At 59.1% G+C, this 24,308-nt stretch carries 34 protein-coding genes; all 34 read right to left on the bottom strand.

All coding sequences use genetic code 11. The features are described from left to right. Positions 1-34 precede the first annotated feature (34 nt). On the bottom strand, positions 35-1,483 hold the full coding sequence (locus WFQ67_RS06355; RefSeq protein WP_337056407.1) for a catalase: 1,449 nt from the start codon (positions 1,481-1,483) through the stop codon (positions 35-37). 238 nt (positions 1,484-1,721) lie between these two features. Beyond that, positions 1,722-2,111, bottom strand: a complete 390-nt coding sequence (rplQ, locus tag WFQ67_RS06350; RefSeq protein ID WP_021219611.1) for a 50S ribosomal protein L17 — start codon at positions 2,109-2,111, stop codon at positions 1,722-1,724. Positions 2,112-2,153: 42 nt separating this feature from the next. Further along, positions 2,154-3,155 carry a DNA-directed RNA polymerase subunit alpha gene (locus WFQ67_RS06345; protein ID WP_021219610.1) on the bottom strand — a complete coding sequence of 334 codons (1,002 nt, stop codon included), beginning with the start codon at positions 3,153-3,155 and terminating at the stop codon, positions 2,154-2,156. Between the two features lie 22 nt (positions 3,156-3,177). Continuing rightward, a complete protein-coding gene (gene rpsD, locus WFQ67_RS06340; protein ID WP_111261948.1) occupies positions 3,178-3,798 on the bottom strand; it encodes a 30S ribosomal protein S4 in 621 nt (206 codons plus the stop codon). A gap of 16 nt (positions 3,799-3,814) precedes the next feature. Further along, positions 3,815-4,204, bottom strand: coding sequence for a 30S ribosomal protein S11 (rpsK, locus tag WFQ67_RS06335; RefSeq protein ID WP_003093689.1), 390 nt, complete (start codon positions 4,202-4,204; stop codon positions 3,815-3,817). A gap of 30 nt (positions 4,205-4,234) precedes the next feature. Beyond that, complete coding sequence (gene rpsM, locus WFQ67_RS06330; protein ID WP_111261949.1) at positions 4,235-4,591, bottom strand: 30S ribosomal protein S13; 357 nt, start codon at positions 4,589-4,591, stop codon at positions 4,235-4,237. A 133-nt stretch (positions 4,592-4,724) separates the two neighbouring features. Further along, entirely contained in the window at positions 4,725-4,841 is a 117-nt protein-coding gene (gene rpmJ / locus WFQ67_RS06325; RefSeq protein WP_014854209.1) for a 50S ribosomal protein L36, read from the bottom strand. A 30-nt stretch (positions 4,842-4,871) separates the two neighbouring features. Continuing rightward, positions 4,872-6,200, bottom strand: coding sequence for a preprotein translocase subunit SecY (secY, locus tag WFQ67_RS06320; protein WP_111261950.1), 1,329 nt, complete (start codon positions 6,198-6,200; stop codon positions 4,872-4,874). After that, positions 6,201-6,635, bottom strand: a complete 435-nt coding sequence (gene rplO, locus WFQ67_RS06315; protein WP_111261951.1) for a 50S ribosomal protein L15 — start codon at positions 6,633-6,635, stop codon at positions 6,201-6,203. Between the two features lie 3 nt (positions 6,636-6,638). Then, positions 6,639-6,815 carry a 50S ribosomal protein L30 gene (gene rpmD, locus WFQ67_RS06310; RefSeq protein WP_016490545.1) on the bottom strand — a complete coding sequence of 59 codons (177 nt, stop codon included), beginning with the start codon at positions 6,813-6,815 and terminating at the stop codon, positions 6,639-6,641. 2 nt (positions 6,816-6,817) lie between these two features. Then, a complete protein-coding gene (gene rpsE, locus WFQ67_RS06305) occupies positions 6,818-7,318 on the bottom strand; it encodes a 30S ribosomal protein S5 (protein ID WP_111261952.1) in 501 nt (166 codons plus the stop codon). 3 nt (positions 7,319-7,321) lie between these two features. Beyond that, positions 7,322-7,672, bottom strand: coding sequence for a 50S ribosomal protein L18 (rplR, locus tag WFQ67_RS06300; protein ID WP_021219603.1), 351 nt, complete (start codon positions 7,670-7,672; stop codon positions 7,322-7,324). A 10-nt stretch (positions 7,673-7,682) separates the two neighbouring features. Then, positions 7,683-8,216: a 50S ribosomal protein L6 gene (gene rplF / locus WFQ67_RS06295; RefSeq protein ID WP_021219602.1), complete on the bottom strand. Its 534-nt coding sequence runs from the start codon at positions 8,214-8,216 to the stop codon at positions 7,683-7,685. A gap of 12 nt (positions 8,217-8,228) precedes the next feature. After that, entirely contained in the window at positions 8,229-8,621 is a 393-nt protein-coding gene (gene rpsH, locus WFQ67_RS06290; RefSeq protein ID WP_111261953.1) for a 30S ribosomal protein S8, read from the bottom strand. Positions 8,622-8,815: 194 nt separating this feature from the next. Next, entirely contained in the window at positions 8,816-9,121 is a 306-nt protein-coding gene (gene rpsN, locus WFQ67_RS06285) for a 30S ribosomal protein S14 (RefSeq protein WP_111261954.1), read from the bottom strand. A 13-nt stretch (positions 9,122-9,134) separates the two neighbouring features. Beyond that, on the bottom strand, positions 9,135-9,674 hold the full coding sequence (gene rplE / locus WFQ67_RS06280) for a 50S ribosomal protein L5 (RefSeq protein WP_021219599.1): 540 nt from the start codon (positions 9,672-9,674) through the stop codon (positions 9,135-9,137). Positions 9,675-9,694: 20 nt separating this feature from the next. Continuing rightward, the gene (gene rplX / locus WFQ67_RS06275; protein ID WP_021219598.1) at positions 9,695-10,009 is read right to left on the bottom strand and encodes a 50S ribosomal protein L24; all 315 of its coding nucleotides are present in this window, start codon (positions 10,007-10,009) and stop codon (positions 9,695-9,697) included. Between the two features lie 12 nt (positions 10,010-10,021). Continuing rightward, positions 10,022-10,390 (bottom strand): 50S ribosomal protein L14, encoded by a 369-nt coding sequence (rplN, locus tag WFQ67_RS06270; protein WP_003448734.1) that lies wholly within the window; start codon positions 10,388-10,390, stop codon positions 10,022-10,024. Between the two features lie 22 nt (positions 10,391-10,412). Then, on the bottom strand, positions 10,413-10,679 hold the full coding sequence (rpsQ, locus tag WFQ67_RS06265) for a 30S ribosomal protein S17 (protein WP_021219597.1): 267 nt from the start codon (positions 10,677-10,679) through the stop codon (positions 10,413-10,415). A gap of 2 nt (positions 10,680-10,681) precedes the next feature. Further along, positions 10,682-10,873, bottom strand: a complete 192-nt coding sequence (gene rpmC, locus WFQ67_RS06260) for a 50S ribosomal protein L29 (RefSeq protein WP_016490538.1) — start codon at positions 10,871-10,873, stop codon at positions 10,682-10,684. Continuing rightward, the gene (gene rplP, locus WFQ67_RS06255) at positions 10,873-11,286 is read right to left on the bottom strand and encodes a 50S ribosomal protein L16 (protein ID WP_111261956.1); all 414 of its coding nucleotides are present in this window, start codon (positions 11,284-11,286) and stop codon (positions 10,873-10,875) included. Before rplP ends, rpmC begins: the two co-directional genes overlap by 1 nt. Positions 11,287-11,298: 12 nt before the next feature. Then, the gene (gene rpsC, locus WFQ67_RS06250; protein ID WP_016490536.1) at positions 11,299-11,985 is read right to left on the bottom strand and encodes a 30S ribosomal protein S3; all 687 of its coding nucleotides are present in this window, start codon (positions 11,983-11,985) and stop codon (positions 11,299-11,301) included. A gap of 13 nt (positions 11,986-11,998) precedes the next feature. Then, the gene (gene rplV / locus WFQ67_RS06245; protein WP_007161246.1) at positions 11,999-12,331 is read right to left on the bottom strand and encodes a 50S ribosomal protein L22; all 333 of its coding nucleotides are present in this window, start codon (positions 12,329-12,331) and stop codon (positions 11,999-12,001) included. Positions 12,332-12,344: 13 nt separating this feature from the next. Next, complete coding sequence (rpsS, locus tag WFQ67_RS06240) at positions 12,345-12,620, bottom strand: 30S ribosomal protein S19 (protein ID WP_016490535.1); 276 nt, start codon at positions 12,618-12,620, stop codon at positions 12,345-12,347. A 14-nt stretch (positions 12,621-12,634) separates the two neighbouring features. After that, positions 12,635-13,456: a 50S ribosomal protein L2 gene (gene rplB / locus WFQ67_RS06235; RefSeq protein WP_111261957.1), complete on the bottom strand. Its 822-nt coding sequence runs from the start codon at positions 13,454-13,456 to the stop codon at positions 12,635-12,637. Between the two features lie 11 nt (positions 13,457-13,467). After that, complete coding sequence (gene rplW / locus WFQ67_RS06230; protein WP_021219593.1) at positions 13,468-13,767, bottom strand: 50S ribosomal protein L23; 300 nt, start codon at positions 13,765-13,767, stop codon at positions 13,468-13,470. Further along, positions 13,764-14,366 (bottom strand): 50S ribosomal protein L4, encoded by a 603-nt coding sequence (rplD, locus tag WFQ67_RS06225; protein WP_111261958.1) that lies wholly within the window; start codon positions 14,364-14,366, stop codon positions 13,764-13,766. The genes rplW and rplD overlap by 4 nt, the downstream gene beginning before the upstream one ends. A 14-nt stretch (positions 14,367-14,380) precedes the next feature. Further along, entirely contained in the window at positions 14,381-15,016 is a 636-nt protein-coding gene (gene rplC / locus WFQ67_RS06220) for a 50S ribosomal protein L3 (RefSeq protein WP_021219591.1), read from the bottom strand. 85 nt (positions 15,017-15,101) lie between these two features. Beyond that, entirely contained in the window at positions 15,102-15,413 is a 312-nt protein-coding gene (gene rpsJ / locus WFQ67_RS06215; protein WP_003243886.1) for a 30S ribosomal protein S10, read from the bottom strand. Between the two features lie 154 nt (positions 15,414-15,567). After that, a complete protein-coding gene (tuf, locus tag WFQ67_RS06210; protein WP_175384238.1) occupies positions 15,568-16,761 on the bottom strand; it encodes an elongation factor Tu in 1,194 nt (397 codons plus the stop codon). Between the two features lie 30 nt (positions 16,762-16,791). After that, positions 16,792-18,921 (bottom strand): elongation factor G, encoded by a 2,130-nt coding sequence (gene fusA, locus WFQ67_RS06205; RefSeq protein ID WP_337056406.1) that lies wholly within the window; start codon positions 18,919-18,921, stop codon positions 16,792-16,794. A gap of 30 nt (positions 18,922-18,951) precedes the next feature. Beyond that, entirely contained in the window at positions 18,952-19,422 is a 471-nt protein-coding gene (rpsG, locus tag WFQ67_RS06200; RefSeq protein WP_111261961.1) for a 30S ribosomal protein S7, read from the bottom strand. A 110-nt stretch (positions 19,423-19,532) separates the two neighbouring features. Beyond that, positions 19,533-19,904: a 30S ribosomal protein S12 gene (gene rpsL, locus WFQ67_RS06195; protein ID WP_021217014.1), complete on the bottom strand. Its 372-nt coding sequence runs from the start codon at positions 19,902-19,904 to the stop codon at positions 19,533-19,535. A 155-nt stretch (positions 19,905-20,059) separates the two neighbouring features. Beyond that, a complete protein-coding gene (gene rpoC / locus WFQ67_RS06190) occupies positions 20,060-24,259 on the bottom strand; it encodes a DNA-directed RNA polymerase subunit beta' (protein ID WP_111261962.1) in 4,200 nt (1,399 codons plus the stop codon). Between the last annotated feature and the right edge of the window lie 49 nt (positions 24,260-24,308).

Below are 24,308 nucleotides of genomic sequence, written 5' to 3'. Positions count from 1 at the left end.
CAAGCGGGCCTGCGTATCGGAGGCCCGCCGTCGGTCAGCCGAGCTGGACGCCCAGCGCCTTGGCGATGCCTTCGCCGTAGGCCACGTCGGCCTTGAAGAAGTACTGCAGCTGGCGCTGCACCACATCCTCGCTGACGCCGGCCATCGCGCCGGCGATGTTGCTGATCAGCAACGCCTTCTGCTCGGCACTCATCAGGCGGAACAGCGCACCGGCATGGCTGTAGTAGTCGCTGTCCTCACGGTGGTCGTGACGGGCAGCGGCACCGCTCAGCGCCAACGGCGGCTCGGCATACTCGGGCGCCTGCTTGGGCGCATTCGCGTAGCTGTTGGGCTCGTAGTTGGGCGCCGCGCCACCGTTGCTGCCGAACGCCATGGCGCCATCGCGCTGGTAGCTGTTCACCGGCGAGCGCGGCGCGTTCACCGGCAGTTGCTGGTGGTTGGTGCCCACGCGGTAGCGGTGTGCATCGGCGTAGGCGAATACGCGCCCTTGCAGCATGCGGTCCGGCGACAGGCCGACGCCGGGCACCATGTTGCTCGGGCCGAAGGTGGCCTGCTCGACCTCGGCGAAGTAGTTGAGCGGGTTGCGGTTGAGCTCAAGCTCGCCCACTTCGATCAGCGGGTATTCCTTCTGCGACCAGGTCTTGGTGACGTCGAAGGGGTTCTCATGATGAGCCTCGGCCTGGGCCTCGCTCATGATCTGGACGCATACGCTCCACTTGGGGAACTCGCCACGCTCGATTGCGTTGAACAGGTCGCGCTGGGCGTAATCGGGGTCGGTACCGGCCAGGCGGGCCGCTTCGGCCGGCGCCAGGTTCTTGATGCCCTGCTTGGTCTTGTAGTGCCATTTGACCCAGTGACGCTCGCCCTGGGCGTTGATCAGGCTGTAGGTGTGGCTGCCGAAGCCGTGCATGTGACGGTAGCCGTCCGGAATGCCGCGGTCGGAGAACAGGATGGTGATCTGGTGCAGCGCCTCGGGTGAGTGCGACCAGAAGTCCCACATCATCTGCGCGCTCTTGAGGTTGCTTTGCGGGAGGCGCTTCTGGGTGTGGATGAAGTCGGGGAACTTCAGCGGATCGCGGATGAAGAACACCGGGGTGTTGTTGCCGACGATGTCCCAGTTGCCTTCCTCGGTGTAGAACTTCAGGGCGAAGCCGCGAGGGTCGCGTTCGGTATCCGCCGAGCCACGCTCGCCACCCACGGTCGAGAAGCGCAGGAAGGTCGGGGTCTGCTTGCCGACGGCCTCGAACAGCTTGGCGCGGGTGTAGCGGGTGATGTCGCGTGTAACGGTGAAGGTGCCATAGGCGCCGGAGCCCTTGGCGTGGACGCGACGCTCGGGGATGTTCTCGCGGTTGAAGTGGGCAAGCTTCTCGATCAGGTGGAAGTCGTCGAGCAGCAACGGGCCACGGGGGCCGGCGGAACGGGAATTCTGGTTATCGGCGACGGGGGCACCGGATGCGGTGGTCAGGTAGGTCTTCTTGTCCATCTATAACGTCCTCAACAGATAGTTTCGCGGCGAGCCAACGAGGGAGAGGATGAGGGACGAGGAAGAACAGAGCCAATGCATTAAAAGGAAACGGTCGATAGATAATATCTTTCGATCACGTAGGCCGGAAACGATGAAGTACCTGACGCTACCAGGTGACTCTCCCAGGACGAAAAACCACGGACTCCTGAACGAAAAAACCGGGCACTGGGCCCGGTTTCTTCTTGTAGCGTACGACTTACTCGGCAGCTTCTACCGCTGCGCCGCCGACCGGACGGTCGATCAGCTCAACGTAGGCCATCGGAGCGTTGTCGCCAGCGCGGAAGCCGCACTTCAGGATGCGGAGGTACCCGCCCTGACGGTTGGCGTAGCGCTTGCCCAGATCATTGAACAGTTTGCCAACGATGGCTTTCGAACGAGTACGGTCGAAGGCCAGACGACGGTTGGCGACGCTGTCTTCCTTGGCCAGGGTGATCAGCGGCTCGGCAACGCGGCGCAGTTCCTTGGCTTTCGGCAGGGTGGTTTTGATCAGTTCGTGCTCGAACAGCGATACCGCCATGTTCTGGAACATGGCCTTGCGGTGTGCGCTGGTGCGGCTGAGGTGACGGCCACTTTTACGATGACGCATGGTTCAATTCCTTACCAAACTCACGTTCGGTGATTACGACGATCAGGCAGTCGCCTTGTCGTCCTTCTTAAGACTTGCCGGCGGCCAGTTGTCGAGGCGCATGCCGAGGGACAGACCACGGGAGGCCAGGACGTCCTTGATCTCGGTCAGGGACTTCTTGCCCAGGTTCGGAGTCTTCAACAGTTCCACTTCGGTGCGCTGGATCAGATCACCGATGTAGTAAATGTTCTCCGCCTTCAGGCAGTTGGCCGAACGTACGGTCAGCTCAAGATCATCAACCGGGCGCAGCAGGATCGGATCGATCTCGTCTTCCTGCTCGACTACTACGGGCTCGCTGTCACCTTTGAGGTCGACGAACGCTGCCAGCTGCTGTTGCAGGATGGTAGCGGCACGACGGATGGCCTCTTCGGGGTCCAGGGTACCGTTGGTTTCCAGGTCAATAACCAGCTTGTCCAGGTTGGTACGCTGCTCGACACGGGCGTTTTCCACGACGTAGGCAACGCGACGGACCGGGCTGAACGAGGAGTCGAGCTGCAAGCGACCGATGCTGCGGCTCTCGTCTTCATCGCTCTGGCGCGCGTCAGCCGGCTCATAGCCGCGACCACGAGCCACCTTGAGCTTCATGTTCAGTGCACCGTTTTCCGCCAGGTTAGCGATCACGTGGTCGCCATTGACGATCTCGACATCATGATCCAGCTGAATATCGGCAGCAGTGACCACGCCCGAACCCTTCTTGACCAGGTTCAGCGTTACTTCGTCACGACCGTGCAGCTTGACAGCCAGACCTTTCAGGTTGAGCAGGATCTCGATGACATCTTCCTGAACACCTTCGATGGCGCTGTACTCATGGAGTACGCCATCGATTTCGGCCTCGACTACTGCACAGCCAGGCATGGAGGACAACAGGATGCGACGCAGCGCGTTGCCCAGGGTATGGCCAAAACCGCGCTCGAGAGGCTCGAGCGTGATCTTGGCGCGGGTCGGACTGACCACCTGCACATCAATGTGACGGGGGGTCAGGAACTCATTTACCGAACTCTGCATGGATGCACCTATTTTCTAGCCCTTACTTGGAGTAGAGCTCGACAATCAGGTTTTCGTTGATGTCGGCGGACAGATCAGTACGTGCCGGAACGCTTTTGAAAACGCCGGACTTCTTCTCGACGTCGACTTCAACCCACTCAACGCGACCGCGTTGGGCGCACAGTTCAAGGGCTTGAACGATACGCAGCTGATTCTTCGACTTCTCGCGGATGGCAACAACGTCACCAGCCTTGACTTGGAAAGACGGTACGTTGACGGTCTGACCATTCACGCTGATGGCTTTGTGCGATACCAGCTGGCGGGACTCGGAGCGGGTAGCACCGAAGCCCATGCGGTACACGACGTTGTCCAGGCGGCACTCGAGGAGTTGCAGCAGGTTCTCGCCGGTAGCGCCCTTACGGCTGGCAGCTTCTTTGTAGTAACCGCTGAACTGACGCTCCAGGACACCGTAGATACGGCGCACTTTCTGCTTCTCGCGCAGCTGGGTGCCGTAGTCGGACAGGCGACCACGACGAGCGCCGTGCTGGCCGGGAGCCGATTCGATGTTGCACTTGGATTCGAGCGCGCGAGCACCACTCTTCAGGAAGAGGTCGGTGCCTTCACGACGGGACAGTTTGCATTTGGGACCAATGTAACGAGCCATTTCTCACTGTCTCCTATTACACGCGACGCTTCTTCGGCGGACGGCACCCGTTATGCGGGATGGGCGTCACGTCGGTGATGCTGGCAATCTTGTAGCCGCAGGCGTTCAGAGCACGCACAGCGGATTCGCGACCCGGGCCCGGGCCCTTGACGTTGACGTCGAGGTTCTTCAGGCCGTATTCCAGGGCAGCTTGACCAGCACGCTCAGCAGCTACCTGGGCAGCGAACGGAGTGCTTTTACGGGAGCCGCGGAAACCGGAACCACCGGAGGTGGCCCAGGACAGGGCGTTACCTTGGCGGTCAGTGATGGTCACGATGGTGTTGTTGAAAGACGCGTGGATGTGGGCGATCCCATCAACCACTGTCTTTTTGACTTTCTTACGGGGACGAGCAGCAGGCTTAGCCATGACTTAGTTCCTGTCGATTCGCGGGCGCAATTACTTGCGGATCGGCTTACGCGGGCCCTTACGGGTACGCGCGTTGGTCTTGGTACGTTGGCCATGAACAGGCAGGCCACGACGATGACGCAGGCCGCGGTAGCAACCCAGGTCCATCAGACGCTTGATGTTCATGTTGATTTCGCGACGCAGGTCACCTTCAGTGGTGAGCTTCGCGACTTCGCCACGCAGCTGTTCGATCTGCTCGTCAGAGAGATCCTTGATCTTTGCCGCCGGGTTGACCCCGGTGGTTGCACAGATGTTCTGTGCAGTGGTGCGACCAACACCGTAGATGTAGGTCAGCGAGATAACAGTGTGCTTGTTATCTGGAATGTTGACGCCTGCAATACGGGCCATTCAGTGAAACTCCAGTTGACAGCTACCTACGCCCCGGAAGCCAAGAAATAGGGCGCGCGATATTAACGCTGTAGAAACGAATAATCAACCCGGCAGCGCACTAGCTGCCGGGCTCATAACGCGTGAATCACACTCAGCCTTGGCGCTGTTTGTGACGCGGCTCCGCGCTGCAGATCACGCGAACAACACCTTCGCGGCGAACGATCTTGCAGTTGCGGCACAGCTTTTTCACCGATGCACGAACTTTCATCAGTAACTCCTAGAACCTTACGGAACTGGGTCAGCGGAGCATTCCGCCGCCGTAGCCCTTCAGGTTGGCTTTCTTCATCAGGGATTCGTACTGGTGCGAAACGAGGTGGGATTGCACTTGGGCCATAAAGTCCATGACAACCACAACAACGATCAGCAACGAGGTCCCGCCAAGGTAGAACGGAACGTTGGCTGCGACCACAAGGAACTGCGGAAGCAGGCAAACAGCCGTCATGTACAGAGCACCGAACATGGTCAAGCGGGTCAGTACGCCATCGATATAGCGCGCGGACTGCTCACCAGGACGGATACCCGGAATAAAGGCACCGGACTTCTTCAGGTTTTCCGCCACGTCTTTCGGATTGAACATCAACGCTGTGTAGAAGAAGCAGAAGAAAACGATCCCTGCACTAAACAGCAGAATGTTCAAAGGCTGACCGGGGGCGATCGCCTGCGAAAGGTCCTGTAGCCAGCCCATTTTATCGGACTGACCGAACCATGCCCCCAGCGACGCCGGGAACAGCAGGATGCTGCTGGCGAAGATGGCCGGGATCACGCCCGCCATGTTCACCTTGAGCGGCAGGTGGCTGGTCTGCGCAGCGAAGACCTTGCGGCCCTGCTGACGCTTGGCGTAGTGCACCGCGATGCGACGCTGGCCACGCTCAATGAACACCACGAAACCGATGATCGCTACCGCCAGCAAACCGATGGCGACGAGGGCGAAGATGTTGATATCGCCCTGGCGTGCAGACTCGAAAGACTGCCCGATCGCTCTCGGAAGACCGGCAACGATGCCTGCAAAGATCAGCATCGAGATACCGTTGCCAACACCGCGCTCCGTGATCTGCTCGCCCAGCCACATCATGAACATCGCACCAGCCACGAAGGTGGTGACGGCCACGAAGTAGAAGCCGAAATCAGTCGAGAATGCGACGCCCTGACTGGCGAGGCCGACGGACATGCCGACTGCCTGCACCAGCGCCAGGACTACAGTGCCGTAGCGGGTGTACTGGCTGATCTTGCGACGGCCAGCTTCACCTTCCTTCTTCAACTGCTCCAGCTGCGGGCTGATAGCGGTCATGAGCTGCATGATGATCGACGCCGATATGTACGGCATGATCCCCAGTGCAAAAATGCTCATGCGCTCCAGCGCGCCGCCGGAAAACATGTTGAACAGGCTAAGAATGGTCCCCTCGTTCTGCCGGAACAGCTCGGCCAGCCGGTCTGGGTTTATCCCGGGCACTGGAATGTGCGCGCCAATCCGGTAGACGATGATCGCCAGGAACAGGAAACGCAGTCGAGCCCAGAGCTCGGATAACCCGCCATTGCTGAGCGCGGAGAGAGCACCTTGCTTAGCCATTTAGTCCTCGAACTTACCGCCAGCTGCTTCGATAGCCGCACGCGCACCCTTGGTGGCGGCGATACCTTTCAGGGTGACCGCGCGAGTAACGTCGCCCGACAGCATGATTTTCACACGCTGTACGTTCTGGTTAATCACGTTGGCATCCTTAAGCGACTGCAGAGTGACGACATCGCCTTCAACCTTGGCCAACTCGGAAGTGCGCACTTCTGCGCGATCCATGGCCTTCAGGGAAACGAAGCCGAACTTCGGCAGACGACGATGCAGCGGCTGCTGGCCGCCCTCGAAGCCCGGAGCGATGGTGCCACCGGAGCGGGAGGTCTGACCTTTGTGACCACGGCCACCAGTCTTGCCCAAGCCGCTGCCGATACCACGGCCCGGACGGTGCTTCTCGCGACGGGCACCCGGCGCGGAACGCAGATCGTTCAGTTTCATGGATTAACCCTCGACGCGCAGAAGGTAGTAAGCCTTGTTGATCATGCCGCGATTTTCAGGGGTGTCCTGAACTTCGACGGTGTGACCAATGCGACGCAGGCCGAGGCCCTTGACGCAAGCTTTGTGGTTAGCCAGACGGCCGTTAACGCTCTTGATCAGCGTTACTTTGACAGTTGCCATGATTAGAGAATCTCCTCGACGCTCTTACCACGCTTGGCTGCAACGGACTCCGGGGACTGCATGTTCTTCAGACCCTTGAAGGTGGCGTAAACCACGTTCACCGGATTGGTCGAGCCATAGCATTTGGCCAGAACGTTCTGCACACCAGCCACTTCCAGAACGGCACGCATGGCGCCGCCGGCGATGATACCGGTACCTTCGGAAGCCGGCTGCATGTACACCTTGGAGGCGCCATGGGCGGACTTGACGGGGTACTGCAGGGTCGAACCGTTCAGGTCTACCTGGATCATGTTGCGGCGAGCGGCTTCCATCGCTTTCTGGATAGCAGCCGGCACTTCGCGGGACTTGCCACGACCGAAACCAACACGACCTTTACCGTCACCCACCACGGTCAGCGCGGTGAAGGTGAAGATACGGCCGCCCTTTACGGTCTTGGCAACACGGTTAACCTGGACCAGCTTCTCGATGTAGCCTTCGTCGCGCTTTTGCTCGTTATTTGCCATAACTTAGAACTCCAGCCCGCCTTCACGAGCAGCATCAGCCAGCGCCTTGACGCGGCCGTGGTACTTGAAGCCAGAACGATCGAACGCCACCTGAGTGACACCAGCTGCTTTCGCACGCTCGGCAACCAGCTGACCAACCTTCTTGGCGGCGTCGACGTTGCCGGTGGCGCCGTCACGCAGTTCTTTGTCCAGGGTCGAGGCAGTGGCCAGAACCTTGGCGCCGTCGGCCGAAATGACCTGGGCGTAGATGTGCTGGGAAGAGCGATACACGCAGAGGCGTACGGTTTCCAGCTCGCGCATTTTCAGGCGTGCCTTGCGAGCGCGACGCAGACGAGTTTCTTTCTTTACGCTCATTTGCTATGCCCTACTTCTTCTTAGCTTCTTTACGACGGACGACTTCGTCGGCGTAACGCACACCCTTGCCTTTGTAAGGCTCCGGCGGACGGAAGTCGCGAATTTCGGCCGCCACCTGACCGACCAGCTGCTTGTCGATACCCTTGATCAGGATATCAGTCTGGCTGGGGGTTTCGGCGGTAACGCCTTGCGGCAGTTCGTAATCCACCGGGTGCGAGAAGCCGAGAGCCAGGGACAGCACTTGACCTTTGGCTTGCGCCTTGTAGCCAACGCCTACCAGCTGGAGCTTGCGCTCGAAGCCTTGGCTGACGCCAACTACCATGTTGTTGACCAGCGCACGGGTGGTACCGGCCATGGCACGGTTCTGCTGGTCGCCGTTGCGAGCAGCGAAACGCAGCTCACCAGCTTCCTGCAGCACTTCCACGGACGGGTGCACGTTCAGTTCGAGAGCGCCCTTGGCACCCTTCACCGAGAGCTGCTGACCGGCGATCTTGATTTCGACGCCAGCGGGCAGCTTGACGGGGTTCTTAGCAACGCGAGACATGCTTATCCCCCCTTAGAACACAGTGCAAAGCACTTCGCCACCAACGCCAGCAGCGCGAGCAGCACGATCAGTCATCACACCTTTGTTGGTGGAAACGATCGATACGCCCAGGCCGCCACGAACTTTCGGCAGCTGATCGACGGATTTGTACTGGCGCAGGCCAGGACGACTTACGCGCTTGAGTTCCTCGATGACCGGACGGCCTTCGAAGTACTTCAGCTCGATGGACAGCAGAGGTTTGATATCGCTGCTGATCTGGTATCCCGAGATGTAACCTTCGTTCTTGAGAACGCTGGCTACCGCCACCTTCAGTTTGGAGGACGGCATGCTTACGACAGACTTTTCAGCCATCTGGGCATTACGGATACGAGTTAGCATGTCCGCTAACGGGTCCTGCATACTCATGGGCTAGTTGCTCCTAAATACAAAAGAAATAGCCTTGCGACTAGAATCGCGACAGAGCTCAGGCGAATTGAGGCCCGACTCCGGCGAGCCGAATATTCTAGAGACGGATCAAAAACGAATCAAGCCCCAAAAGGGGCTTGATTTGATACCACTCGGCGGATGTCGGAGCTTGCGCCCCGACACCCACAGCGACATTACCAGCTGGCCTTGACCAGGCCGGGAACGTCACCACGCATGGCGGCTTCGCGCAGCTTGTTACGGCCGAGGCCGAACTTGCGGTACACACCGTGCGGACGACCGGTGATGCGGCAACGGTTACGCAGGCGCGAGGCGCTGGCGTCACGGGGCTGCTTCTGCAGAGCTACCTGAGCTTCCCAACGCGCTTCCGGAGTGGAGTTGGGGTTGGCAATGATAGCTTTCAGCTCAGCGCGCTTCTTAGCGAACTTAGCAACCGTTTGCTGACGCTTCAGCTCACGGTTTTTCATGCTCTGTTTGGCCATGTTCCTACTCCAATCAGTTGCGGAACGGGAAGTTGAAGGCGCGCAGCAGGGCACGACCTTCATCATCGTTACGGGCAGTGGTGGTCAGGGTGATATCCAGGCCACGCAGCGCATCGATCTTGTCGTAATCGATTTCCGGGAAGATGATCTGCTCTTTCACGCCCATGCTGTAGTTGCCACGACCATCGAAGGACTTGGCATTCAGACCGCGGAAGTCACGCACGCGGGGCAGGGAGATAGCCAGCAGGCGATCCAGGAACTCGTACATACGATCGCGACGCAGGGTCACCTTGACACCGATCGGCCAACCTTCACGGACTTTGAAGCCCGCTACGGATTTCTTGGCGTAGGTCACGACGACCTTCTGACCAGTGATCTTCTCAAGATCAGCTACAGCGTGCTCGATGACTTTCTTGTCACCGATCGCTTCGCCCAGACCCATGTTCAGGGTGATCTTGGTAATGCGCGGAACTTCCATCACGTTGGAAAGCTGAAGCTCTTCTTTCAGCTTGGGCGCGATTTCTTTCCGGTAAATCTCTTTTAGTCGTGCCATGGTCTTCTACCTAGCAGTGCTCAAGCATCAACCGCTTTTTGGGTCGACTTGAAGACACGAATTTTCTTACCGTCTTCGACTTTGAAACCAACGCGGTCAGCCTTGTTGGTTTCAGCATTGAAGATGGCGACGTTGGAGACGTGCAGAGGCGCCTCCTTCTCGACGATACCGCCCTGTACACCGGACATGGGGTTCGGCTTGGTGTGGCGCTTCACCAGGTTGATCCCACCAACGACCAGACGGTCGTCAGTGAGAACCTTGAGCACCTTGCCACGCTTGCCCTTGTCTTTGCCGGCGATGACGATGATCTCGTCGTCACGACGAATCTTTTGCATGACGGCTTCTCCTTACAGCACTTCGGGGGCGAGCGAGACGATCTTCATGAACTTCTCGGAACGAAGTTCACGGGTCACGGGCCCGAAGATGCGGGTACCGATCGGCTCTTGCTTGTTGTTCAGCAGAACAGCAGCGTTGCCATCGAAGCGGATGATCGAGCCATCAGGACGGCGAACGCCGTGCTTGGTACGGACCACGACAGCAGTCATTACCTGGCCTTTCTTCACTTTACCGCGCGGAATCGCTTCCTTGACGGTGACCTTGATGATGTCGCCGATACCGGCATAACGACGGTGCGAACCACCCAGGACCTTGATGCACATAACGCGACGAGCACCGCTGTTGTCAGCGACGTCGAGCATGGATTGAGTCTGAATCATATCTTTCTCCGACCCTTAGTCCTTAGACTTCCACGGCACGTTCTACGACTTCCACCAGCGCCCAGGACTTGGTCTTGGCCAGCGGACGAGTCTCGCGGATGGTGACCTTGTCGCCGATGCGGCACTGGTTGGTTTCGTCGTGAGCATGCAGCTTGGTCGAGCGCTTCACGTATTTACCGTAGATCGGGTGCTTTACGCGGCGCTCGATCAGGACGGTGATGGTTTTGTCCATCTTGTCGCTGACGACACGACCGGTCAGCGTACGGACAGTTTTCTGAGCTTCAGCCATGATTACTTACCTGCCTGCTGGTTCAGCACAGTCTTGACGCGAGCGATGTCGCGCTTCACTTGCGAGAGCAGGTGAGACTGCCCCAGCTGGCCAGTTGCTTTCTGCATACGCAGGTTGAACTGGTCGCGCAGCAGGCCGAGCAGTTGCTCGTTCAGCTGCTGTACGGATTTTTCACGAAGTTCATTCGCTTTCATCACATCACCGTCCGCTTAACAAAGGAGGTGGCGAGCGGCAGCTTTGCAGCAGCCAGGGCGAATGCCTCACGCGCCAGCTCTTCGGAAACACCCTCGATCTCGTACAGGACCTTGCCCGGCTGGATCTGGGCTACCCAGTACTCGACGCCGCCCTTCCCTTTACCCATACGAACTTCGAGGGGCTTCTTGGTGACAGGCTTGTCGGGGAACACACGGATCCAGATCTTGCCGCCACGCTTCACGTGACGAGTGAGGGCACGACGTGCAGCCTCGATCTGGCGAGCGGTGAGACGACCGCGAGCGACAGCTTTCAGGGCGAATTCGCCGAAGCTGACCTTGCTACCGCGCTGAGCCAGGCCACGGTTGTGACCAGTCATCTGCTTGCGGAATTTTGTACGCTTGGGTTGCAGCATTTTGCGTACTCCTTACTTAGCAGCTTTTTTACGAGGAGCGGGCGCTTGGGGCTTCAGCTCTTCCTGGCGGCCACCAATGACCTCGCCTTTGAAGATCCAAACCTTCACACCGATCACACCGTAGGTGGTGTGCGCTTCGTAGGTTGCATAGTCGATGTCGGCACGCAGGGTGTGCAGGGGCACACGACCTTCGCGGTACCATTCGGTACGGGCGATTTCAGCACCGCCAAGACGACCGCTTACCTGGATCTTGATGCCTTTGGCACCAATGCGCATGGCGTTCTGTACAGCGCGCTTCATGGCGCGGCGGAACATAACGCGACGCTCCAGCTGCTGAGCTACGCTCTGCGCAACCAGCATACCGTCGAGCTCCGGCTTGCGGATCTCTTCGATGTTGATGTGCACCGGCACACCCATTTGCTTGGTCAGGTCCTGACGCAGCTTCTCAACATCTTCACCTTTCTTGCCGATCACGATGCCGGGACGAGCGGTGTGGATGGTGATGCGTGCGGTTTGAGCCGGACGATGAATATCGATACGGCTTACGGACGCGCTTTTTAGTTTGTCTTGGAGGTACTCACGAACCTTCAGGTCGGCAAACAGATAATCGGCATAAGTGCGCTTATCTGCGTACCAGACGGAGGTGTGCTCCTTGACGATTCCCAGGCGAATGCCAGTGGGATGTACTTTCTGACCCATCTGATCGACTCCGTTACTTGTCCGCAACCTTGACAGTGATATGGCAAGACCGCTTGACGATGCGATCAGCACGGCCTTTGGCACGCGGCATGATGCGCTTCAGCGAACGCCCTTCGTTGACGAAAACGGTGGAGACCTTGAGATCATCCACGTCGGCGCCTTCGTTGTGCTCGGCGTTGGCCACGGCCGATTCGAGCACTTTTTTCATGATCTCAGCGGCTTTCTTGCTGCTGAAGGTCAACAGGTTGAGCGCTTCGCCCACCTTCTTCCCGCGGATCTGGTCGGCGACCAAGCGGGCTTTCTGGGCGGAGATTCGAGCGCCCGACAGCTTAGCGGCTACTTCCATCGTTCCTTACCCCTTAACGCTTGGCTTTCTTGTCAGCAGCATGCCCGCGGTAGGTGCGGGTAGCGGCGAACTCGCCCAGTTTGTGACCGACCATGTCTTCGTTCACGAGAACGGGGACGTGTTGACGACCATTGTGTACAGCGATGGTCAGACCGACCATCTGCGGCAGAACGATGGAACGGCGCGACCAGGTTTTCACCGGCTTGCGATCGTTCTTTTCCACCGCCACTTCGATCTTCTTCAGTAGGTGAAGATCGATAAAAGGACCTTTTTTCAGAGAACGCGGCACTGTCGTATCCTCGATTATTTACGGCGACGGACAATCATATTGTCGGTGCGTTTGTTCGCACGGGTCTTCGCGCCCTTGGTCGGGAAGCCCCACGGAGACACCGGATGACGACCACCAGAGGTACGACCTTCACCACCACCATGCGGGTGGTCGACCGGGTTCATGGCAACACCACGAACGGTCGGGCGAACGCCACGCCAGCGCTTGGCACCGGCTTTACCCAGCGAACGCAGGCTGTGCTCGGAGTTCGAGACTTCGCCCAGGGTCGCACGGCATTCAGCCAGTACTTTGCGCATTTCGCCGGAGCGAAGACGCAGGGTCACGTAGGCACCTTCACGAGCGACCAGCTGGGCGGAAGCACCAGCGGAACGAGCGATCTGAGCACCTTTGCCCGGCTTCAGCTCAACACCGTGAACGGTGCTACCAACCGGGATGTTGCGCAGCTGCAGAGCATTACCGGCCTTGATCGGAGCGTGAGCACCGGAAATCAGCTGGTCGCCAGCGCTCACGCCTTTCGGCGCGATGATGTAGCGACGTTCGCCGTCGGCATACTTCAGCAGAGCGATGTGAGCAGTGCGGTTCGGGTCGTATTCGATACGCTCGACGGTGGCAGGAATGCCATCCTTGTTGCGACGGAAATCGACCAGACGATAGTGCTGCTTGTGACCACCGCCGATGTGGCGAGTGGTGATGCGGCCGTTGTTGTTACGACCACCGGTCTTCGACTTCTTCTCAACCAGCGGCGCGTAGGGAGCACCCTTGTGCAGCTCCTGGTTGACGACCTTGACCACGAAACGGCGGCCAGCGGAAGTCGGTTTGCATTTAACGATTGCCATGATGCACCCCTTTACTCAGCGCTGCTGGCGAAATCGAGATCTTGACCCGGCTGGAGGGCGATGTACGCCTTTTTCCAGTCGTTGCGCTTGCCCAGGCCGCGAGCGGTACGCTTGGTCTTGCCCTGTACGTTGACAGTGCGGACGGCTTCTACCTTCACGCTGAACAGGCTTTCTACGGCCTTCTTGATTTCCAGCTTGGTTGCATCGGTGGCAACCTTGAAAACGAATTGGCTTTTGCCATCTGCCAGCACGGTAGCCTTCTCGGAGATGTGCGGGCCAACCAGCACCTTGAATACGCGTTCCTGGTTCATCCCAGCAGCTCCTCGAATTTCTTCACGGCGGACACGGTGATCAACACCTTGTCGTAGGCGATCAGGCTTACCGGGTCGGAACCTTGCACGTCACGGACGTCGACATGCGGCAGGTTGCGAGCAGCCAGGTATAGGTTCTGATCGACATCATCGGAAACGATGAGGACGTCGGTCAGGCCCAGGCCGTTCAGCTTGCCCAGCAGATCCTTGGTTTTCGGCGCCTCGACTGCGAAGTCGGCAACCACGACCAGACGATCCTGACGGACCAGCTCGGAGAGGATGGAGCGCAGAGCAGCGCGATACATCTTCTTGTTGAGCTTCTGGGAGTGATCCTGCGGCTTGGCGGCGAAAGTGGTACCACCGGAACGCCAGATGGGGCTACGGATGGTGCCAGCACGAGCACGACCGGTGCCCTTCTGACGCCAGGGCTTCTTGCCGCCACCGGATACTTCGGAGCGAGTCTTCTGCGCACGAGTGCCCTGACGACCGCCAGCCATGTAGGCGACGACAGCCTGGTGAACCAGGGTCTCGTTGAACTCGCCACCAAAGGTACGCTCGTCGACTTCGATAGCCTGAGCGCCATTTACATTCAATTGCATCTCAGCTTCCCCTCTTAACCACGAGCCTTGGCAGCCGGACGCACAACGACATCACCACCGGTAGCGCCGGGAACGGCACCTTTTACCAGCAGCAGATTACGTTCTGCATCGACACGCACAACTTCCAGGGACTGCACAGTCACTCGCTCAGCGCCGAGGTGACCGGACATTTTCTTGCCCTTGAAGACACGACCAGGAGTCTGGCACTGGCCAATGGAGCCCGGGGCGCGGTGGGAAACGGAGTTACCGTGGGTATTGTCTTGACCACGGAAATTCCAGCGCTTGATGGTGCCGGCGTAGCCTTTACCTTTCGACTGACCGGTAACGTCAACCAGCTGACCAGCCTGGAAAACCTCGGCAGTGATCTGATCGCCAGCCTGGTATTCGCCGTCTTCGAGACGGAATTCCCAGACGCTGCGACCAGCGGCAACGTTAGCCTTGGCGAAGTGACCAGCCTGAGCAGCTGTCACGCGCGAAGCACGACGCTCACCGACAGTGACCTGCACTGCACGATAGCCATCGCTTTCTTCAGTCTTGAACTGGGTGACGCGATTCGGCTCGATCTCAATGACCGTGACCGGAATGGAGACACCTTCTTCGGTGAAAATGCGGGTCATGCCGCACTTACGACCGACTACACCAATAGTCATGTTGTAAACCTCATGAGTGTACGGGGCTTTCACCCGCTATGGCCGCCCATTTCAGAGCGTTACACGACTAAGAACCCGAAGGTTATTAGCCGAGGCTGATCTGCACTTCCACGCCTGCCGCAAGGTCGAGCTTCATCAGCGCATCGACGGTTTTATCCGTCGGCTGGACGATGTCCAGGACACGCTTATGGGTACGGATTTCGTACTGATCGCGCGCGTCTTTGTTGACGTGCGGGGAGATCAGAACGGTGTACCGCTCTTTGCGAGTAGGCAGAGGAATAGGACCACGCACCTGAGCACCAGTACGTTTCGCGGTTTCCACGATTTCCTGGGTGGATTGATCGATCAGGCGATGGTCAAAAGCCTTCAACCGAATACGGATTTGTTGGTTTTGCATTTTGACCTCAGACTCTATCTCTGCTTTCCCCAACGGACGGACTACGCCCGTTAAAAGGAGGCGTGATTGTACGGATGCACCGGAAGGGTGTCAACTTTTGACCAACCAAAAGAGAAGGGGCCCTAAGGGCCCCTTCTCTCGTCAGGATCTTCGATTACTCGATGATCTTGGCAACCACGCCGGCACCAACGGTACGGCCGCCTTCGCGAATCGCGAAACGCAGACCGTCTTCCATGGCGATCGGAGCGATCAGGGTGACAACCATCTTGATGTTGTCGCCCGGCATTACCATCTCAACGCCTTCCGGCAGTTCGCAGTTACCGGTCACGTCGGTGGTACGGAAGTAGAACTGCGGACGGTAGCCCTTGAAGAACGGGGTGTGACGACCACCTTCTTCCTTGGACAGAACGTACACTTCGCACTCGAACTTGGTGTGCGGCTTGATGGTGCCCGGCTTGGCCAGAACCTGGCCACGCTCTACGTCGTCACGCTTGGTGCCGCGCAGCAGGATACCAACGTTCTCACCAGCACGACCTTCGTCGAGCAGCTTGCGGAACATTTCAACGCCGGTGCAGATGGTCTTGCTGGTATCACGGATACCAACGATTTCCACTTCTTCCTGGACCTTGACGATACCGCGCTCAACACGACCGGTAACCACGGTGCCGCGGCCGGAGATGGAGAACACGTCTTCGATCGGCATCAGGAACGGCTGGTCGATGGCACGAACCGGCTCCGGAATGTAGGAGTCCAGGGTCTCTACCAGCTTGCGAACAGCGGAGACGCCGATTTCGTTGTCGTCTTTGCCTTCCAGCGCCATCAGCGCGGAACCGATTACGATCGGAGTGTCGTCGCCCGGGAAGTCGTAGGTGTTCAGCAGATCGCGAACTTCCATTTCGACCAGTTCCAGCAGCTCGGCGTCGTCAACCATGTCGGCCTTGTTCAGGAACACGACGATGTAGGGAACGCCTACCTGACGGGACAGCAGGATGTGCTCGCGAGTCTGCGGCATGGGGCCGTCAGCAGCGGAGCAAACCAGGATAGCGCCGTCCATCTGAGCAGCACCGGTGATCATGTTCTTCACGTAGTCAGCGTGACCGGGGCAGTCAACGTGAGCGTAGTGACGAACAGCGGAGTCGTACTCAACGTGGGAGGTGTTGATGGTGATACCGCGAGCTTTCTCTTCCGGCGCGTTGTCGATCTGGTCGAAAGCGCGAGCAGAACCACCCCAGGTCTCGGAGCAGACTTTGGTCAGAGCAGCAGTCAGGGTGGTCTTGCCATGGTCTACGTGACCAATGGTGCCGACGTTGACGTGCGGTTTGTTACGTTCGAATTTTTCCTTAGCCACGACAGTAAACCTCTTACTTAAAGGGCTGAATCAACCTTGTTTTTTAACCAGCGCTTCGACGACGTTCGACGGAGCTTCGGCGTATTTTGCGAATTCCATGGAGTAGCTAGCGCGACCCTGAGACATGGAACGTACGTCGGTTGCATAACCGAACATCTCGCCCAGCGGAACTTCTGCACGGATAACCTTACCGGAAACCGAGTCTTCCATCCCCTGAATCAGGCCACGACGACGGTTCAGGTCACCCATCACGTCGCCCATGTAATCCTCAGGAGTTACCACCTCTACCTTCATGATCGGCTCAAGCACTTTACCGCCGCCCTTCTGGGCCAGCTGCTTGGTCGCCATGGAGGCAGCGATCTTGAACGCCATCTCGTTGGAGTCGACGTCGTGGTACGAACCATCGAACACGGAAGCCTTCAGGCCGATGAGCGGGTAGCCGGCGACAACGCCGTTCTTCATCTGCTCTTCGATGCCCTTCTGGATCGCCGGGATGTATTCCTTCGGAACCACACCACCCACGACTTCGTTGGTGAACACCAGACCTTCGGTGATGTTGCCCTTCTCGTCCACATCGGCAGCCGAGAAACGGATCCAGCAGTGACCGAACTGACCACGACCACCGGACTGACGAACGAACTTGCCTTCGATCTCGACGTTGTCCTTGGTGATGGTTTCACGATAGGAAACCTGCGGCTTGCCGATGTTGGCCTCGACGCCGAACTCGCGCTTCATGCGGTCGACGAGGATGTCCAGGTGCAGCTCACCCATACCGGAGATGATGGTCTGGCCGGTCTCTTCGTCGGTCTTGACGCGGAACGACGGGTCTTCCTGGGCCAGCTTGCCGAGGGCGATACCCATCTTTTCCTGGTCAGCCTTGGTCTTCGGCTCAACGGCCACCGAGATTACCGGCTCCGGGAAGTCCATGCGCTCGAGGATGATCGGCTTGTCGATGTCGCACAGGGTGTCACCGGTGGTGACGTCCTTCATGCCGATCAGGGCCGCGATGTCGCCAGCGCGCACTTCCTTGATCTCGTCACGCTGGTTGGCGTGCATCTGCACCATACGACCAACGCGCTCTTTCTTGCCTTTCACGGAGTTGATGACCGACTGGCCCGACTCCAGAACGCCCGAGTAGACGCGAACGAAGGTCAGGGTACCTACGAACGGGTCGGTAGCGATCTTGAACGCAAGAGCGGAGAACGGAGCGCCGTCGTCTGCAGGACGCTCGTCATGGATCTCGTTGTCATCGGTGCTGTCCGGATGCACACCCTTGATCGCAGGGATCTCGGTCGGAGCCGGCAGGAAGTCGATAACGGCGTCGAGAACCAGAGGCACACCCTTGTTCTTGAAGGAAGAACCGCAGACAGCCGGAACGATTTCGCAGGCGATAGTACGCTGACGCAGGCCGGCCTTGATCTCTTCGATCGTCAGCTCACCCTCTTCCAGGTACTTGTTCATCAGCTCTTCGTTGGCTTCGGCAGCAGCCTCGACCATGTTGTTGCGCCACTCGTTGGCCAGGTCGACCAGCTCCGCAGGAATGTCTTCCTCGCGGTAGGAGGTGCCCTTGTCGTCTTCGTTCCAGTAGATGGCCTTCATTTTCAGGAGGTCGATCTGACCCTGGAAGTCATCTTCAGCACCGATGGCCAGCTGAACCGGAACCGGGGTGTGACCCAGGCGGTTCTTGATCTGACCGACGACGCGCAGGAAGTTGGCACCAGCGCGGTCCATCTTGTTCACGTAGACGATACGCGGAACGCCGTACTTGTTGGCCTGGCGCCATACGGTTTCGGACTGCGGCTCAACACCGGAAGTGCCGCAGAACACCACGACAGCACCGTCCAGCACGCGCAGGGAGCGCTCAACTTCAATGGTGAAGTCTACGTGGCCGGGGGTGTCGATGACGTTTACGCGGTACTTGTCGTACTGACCACGGGAGCCTTCCCAGAAGGTGGTGATGGCAGCGGAGGTAATGGTGATACCACGCTCCTGCTCCTGCACCATCCAGTCGGTAGTGGCTGCACCGTCGTGCACCTCACCCATCTTGTGGCTGAGACCTGTGTAGAACAGGATCCGCTCGGTAGTGGTGGTCTTGCCCGCGTCTACGTGGGCACAGATACCAATGTTCCGGTAGCGGTTAATTGCTGTATTACGAGCCATAAAGCCCTCGCGAAAGAATGGATGCCGTAATTAGAAGCGGTAGTGCGAGAACGCCTTGTTGGCTTCGGCCATACGGTGCACGTCTTCACGCTTCTTGACAGCAGCGCCTTTGCCATCGAAGGCATCCAGCAGCTCGCCAGCGAGGCGCAGGGCCATGGACTTCTCGCCACGCTTGCGCGCGGAGTCCACCAGCCAGCGCATGGCCAGCGCATTGCGACGGGACGGACGAACTTCGACCGGAACCTGGTAGGTAGCACCGCCTACACGGCGGGACTTGACTTCGACCAGCGGAGCGATGGCGTCGAGAGCTTTCTCGAAGATCTCCAGGGGATCGGCGTTCTTGCGGGATTTGACAGTATCCAGGGCACCGTAAACGATGCGCTCGGCTACGGCCTTCTTGCCGCTTTCCATCACGTGGTTCATGAACTTGGCGAGGATCTGGCTTCCGTATTTCGGATCGTCCAGGATCTCACGCTTGGCTGCTACACGACGTCTTGGCATTGATAAGCCCTCAAACGGTCTTCAGGTTAGCCCGGAACCATAACCATTCGGTTACGCCCGACCTTACTCTTATCGACTCAATAAAATTGAAAATCAGTGAGCGGACCGAATTACTTCGGACGCTTGGTACCGTACTTGGAACGGCCCTGCTTACGGTCTTTGACACCAGTGGTGTCCAGAGAGCCACGAACGGTGTGGTAGCGAACACCCGGAAGGTCTTTTACACGACCGCCACGGATCAGCACTACGCTGTGCTCCTGCAGGTTGTGACCTTCACCACCGATGTAGGAGGTGACTTCAAAACCGTTGGTCAGGCGAACACGGCAAACCTTACGGAGTGCGGAGTTCGGTTTTTTCGGCGTGGTGGTGTACACGCGAGTGCACACGCCACGACGCTGCGGGCAGTTCTGCAGCGCAGGAACGTCGGATTTTTCGACGATACGCTTGCGCGGCTGACGTACCAGCTGGTTGATAGTTGCCATCTATAAGCTCCACTGTTGTCTTTCGACGCTATTGCCCTAAAGCAAAATGGCAGAGCGCATGCCCTGCCAAATTTAGGGGTGCATGAGTCTAAAGAGACTAATTCCCCCAGTCAAGACAAAGCCCCGGGCGACAGAAGTCGGCCGGGGCTTTGCACTCAATTGCCGCTGGAGTTCAGCGCTTCGGTCAGCGCCGCTTCCACTTCGCTCGCGCTCACACGGACCGGCTTGCCGGCTTCGCGCTGACGCTTGCGCTCGCTGTGGTAGGCCAGGCCGGTACCGGCCGGGATCAGACGACCCACCACGACGTTTTCCTTCAGGCCACGCAGGTAGTCGCGCTTGCCAGTGACCGCCGCCTCGGTAAGAACGCGAGTGGTCTCCTGGAAGGACGCTGCGGAGATGAACGACTCGGTCGACAGCGAAGCCTTGGTGATACCCAGCAGGACACGTTCGAACTTGGCGATGAAGCGATCTTCGGTCGCCAGACGCTCGTTCTCTTCCAGTACCTGGGTCAGCTCCATCTGGTCGCCCTTGATGAAGCTGGAGTCACCCGACTCGGCGATCTCGACCTTGCGCAGCATCTGACGCAGGATGGTCTCAATGTGCTTGTCGTTGATCTTCACGCCCTGGAGGCGGTACACGTCCTGGATCTCGTTGACGATGTACTTGGCCAGTGCGCTGACGCCCAGCAGACGCAGGATGTCGTGCGGGTTGCTCGGACCGTCGGAGATGACTTCGCCGCGGTTTACCTGTTCGCCTTCGAAGACGTTCAGGTGGCGCCACTTCGGAATCAGCTCTTCGTAGGGATCGCTGCCGTCGGTCGGGGTGATGACCAGGCGACGCTTGCCCTTGGTTTCCTTGCCGAAGGAGATCGTGCCGCTGATTTCCGCCAGGATCGACGGCTCTTTCGGACGACGCGCTTCGAACAGGTCGGCAACACGCGGCAGACCACCGGTGATGTCGCGGGTTTTCGAAGTCTCTTGCGGGATACGGGCGATAACGTCACCCACGCCCACTTGAGCACCGTCGGCAACGCCAACCAGGGCGTTCGCCGGCAGGAAGTACTGGGCCGGTACGTCGGTACCCGGCAGCAGCAGCTCCTTGCCATTGGCGTCGACCAGCTTCACGGCCGGACGAATGTCCTTGCCGGCTGCCGGGCGATCCTTCGGATCCAAGACTTCGATGTTCGTCAGGCCGGTCAGTTCGTCGGTCTGACGCTTGATGGTGATGCCCTCCTCCATGCCGACGAAGGTAACGGTACCCTTCATTTCGGTCACGATCGGGTGGGTGTGCGGGTCCCACTTGGCGACGATGGCGCCCGGATCGACCTTGTCACCTTCCTTGACGCTGATGACAGCACCATAGGGCAGCTTGTAACGCTCGCGCTCGCGACCGAAGTCGTCGGCAACGGCCAGCTCGCCGGAACGGGAAACGGCAACCAGATGGCCGTTGAGGTTCTCGACGTGCTTCAGGTTGTGCAGGCGGATGGTACCGCCGTTCTTGACCTGGACGTTGTCGGCTGCGGAAGTACGGCTGGCCGCACCACCGATGTGGAAGGTACGCATGGTCAGCTGGGTACCCGGCTCACCGATGGACTGGGCGGCGATGACGCCGACCGCTTCACCGATGTTCACCTGGTGACCACGGGCCAGATCGCGGCCGTAGCACTTGGCGCAGATGCCGTAGCGGGTTTCGCAGCTGATCGGCGAACGCACGATCACTTCGTCGATGCTGGCGCGCTCGATGAACTCGACCCACTGCTCGTCGACCAGGGTACCGGCCGGAACGATGACCTCGTCGGAGCCCGGCTTGAACACGTCACGGGCGATCACTCGACCCAGTACACGCTCACCCAGGGGCTCGACCACGTCGCCGCCTTCGATGTGCGGAGTCATCAGCAGGCCCTGTTCGGTGCCGCAGTCGATCTCGGTCACGACCAGGTCCTGGGCCACGTCGACGAGACGACGGGTCAGGTAACCGGAGTTCGCGGTCTTCAGTGCGGTGTCCGCCAGACCTTTACGAGCACCGTGAGTGGAGATGAAGTACTGGAGTACGTTCAGGCCTTCACGGAAGTTCGCGGTGATGGGGGTCTCGATGATGGAGCCGTCCGGCTTGGCCATCAGGCCACGCATGCCGGCGAGCTGACGGATCTGTGCCGCGGAGCCCCGCGCACCGGAGTCAGCCATCATGTACATGGAGTTGAAGGACTCCTGATCGACTTCCTTGCCCTCGCGATCGACCACTTTCTCTTTCGAGAGGTTGGCCATCATCGCCTTGGACACTTCATCGTTCGCCTTGGACCAGAGGTCGATCACCTTGTTGTACTTCTCGCCCTGGGTTACCAGGCCGGAGGCGTACTGGGACTCGATCTCCTTCACTTCCTCGGTGGCCGCGTCGATGATGCGGGCCTTCTCGTCCGGGATCACGAAGTCGTTAACACCGATCGAGACACCGGAGATGGTGGAGTAGGCGAAGCCGGTGTACATCAGCTGGTCGGCGAAGATGACGGTGTCCTTGAGGCCAACCACGCGATAGCACTGGTTGATCAGCTTGGAGATCGCCTTCTTCTTCATCGGCTGGTTGACCACGTCGAACGCGAGGCCAGCCGGAACCACCTGGAACAGCAGCGCACGGCCGACAGTGGTGTCGACGATACGGGTGTTCTTGGTGATGGAGCCGTCCTTGTCCTTCACGGTCTCGTTGATGCGGACTTTCACGCGGGCGTGCAGGGACGCTTCGCCGGCGCGGAATACGCGGTCGACTTCCTGCAGGTCGGCGAATACGCGACCTTCACCCTTGGCGTTCACCGCCTCACGGGTCATGTAGTACAGACCCAGTACCACGTCCTGCGACGGCACGATGATCGGCTCGCCGTTGGCGGGGGACAGGATGTTGTTGGTGGACATCATCAGCGCGCGCGCTTCCAGCTGGGCCTCGAGGGTCAGCGGGACGTGAACGGCCATCTGGTCACCGTCGAAGTCGGCGTTGTACGCCGCGCAGACCAGCGGGTGCAGCTGGATGGCCTTGCCTTCGATGAGCACCGGCTCGAATGCCTGGATACCCAGACGGTGGAGGGTCGGTGCGCGGTTGAGCAGTACGGGGTGTTCACGGATGACTTCGGCGAGAACGTCCCAGACCTCGGGCAGCTCGCGCTCGACCATCTTCTTGGCCGCCTTGATGGTGGTGGCCATGCCGCGGGCTTCGAGCTTGCCGAAGATGAACGGCTTGAACAGCTCGAGGGCCATCTTCTTCGGCAGACCGCACTGGTGCAGACGCAGGGTCGGACCCACGGTGATCACGGAACGACCGGAGTAGTCCACGCGCTTACCGAGCAGGTTCTGACGGAAGCGACCTTGCTTACCCTTGATCATGTCGGCCAGGGACTTCAGCGGGCGCTTGTTCGAGCCGGTGATGGCGCGACCACGACGACCGTTGTCCAGCAGAGCGTCGACAGCTTCCTGCAGCATGCGCTTTTCGTTGCGCACGATGATGTCCGGAGCGGCCAGGTCGAGCAGGCGCTTCAGGCGGTTGTTTCGGTTGATGACGCGGCGATACAGATCGTTGAGATCGGAGGTCGCGAAGCGGCCACCATCCAGCGGAACCAGCGGACGCAGGTCCGGCGGGAGCACCGGCAGGACGGTCAGCACCATCCACTCGGGATGGTTGCCGGAGCCCTGGAAGGCCTCCATCAGCTTCAGGCGCTTGGACAGCTTCTTGATCTTGGTTTCCGAGTTGGTCTGCGGAATCTCTTCGCGCAGGCGGCCGATCTCGTGTTCCAGGTCGATGGCGTTCAGCAGCTCGCGAACGGCCTCGGCACCCATGCGGGCATCGAAGTCGTCGCCGAACTCTTCGAGGGCTTCGAAGTACTGCTCGTCGTTGAGCAGTTGGCCCTTTTCCAGGGTGGTCATGCCCGGATCGATCACCACGTAGCTCTCGAAATAGAGCACGCGTTCGATGTCACGCAGGGTCATGTCCAGCAGCAGGCCGATACGGGACGGCAGGGACTTCAGGAACCAGATGTGGGCGACCGGCGAAGCCAGCTCGATGTGGCCCATGCGCTCACGGCGCACTTTGGCCAGGGCGACTTCGACACCGCACTTCTCGCAGATCACGCCGCGATGCTTGAGGCGCTTGTACTTACCGCACAGGCACTCGTAGTCCTTCACCGGGCCGAAGATCTTGGCGCAGAACAGGCCATCGCGCTCCGGCTTGAAGGTACGGTAGTTGATGGTCTCCGGCTTCTTCACTTCACCGAAGGACCAGGAACGGATCATCTCGGGCGAGGCCAGGCCAATACGGATGGCATCGAACTCTTCGATTTGACCCTGGTTTTTCAACAGATTCAGCAAGTCTTTCAAGGCCTTTCCTCCTCACGGACCCGCTGCGACCGGCCTTGACCAGCCGCAG

The sequence above is a fragment of the Pseudomonas sp. USHLN015 genome (assembly GCF_037153275.1).
Classification (GTDB): domain Bacteria; phylum Pseudomonadota; class Gammaproteobacteria; order Pseudomonadales; family Pseudomonadaceae; genus Metapseudomonas; species Metapseudomonas tohonis.
Note: the sequence above shows the minus strand (reverse complement) of the source record. Positions and strands in the feature narration are given on the sequence as shown.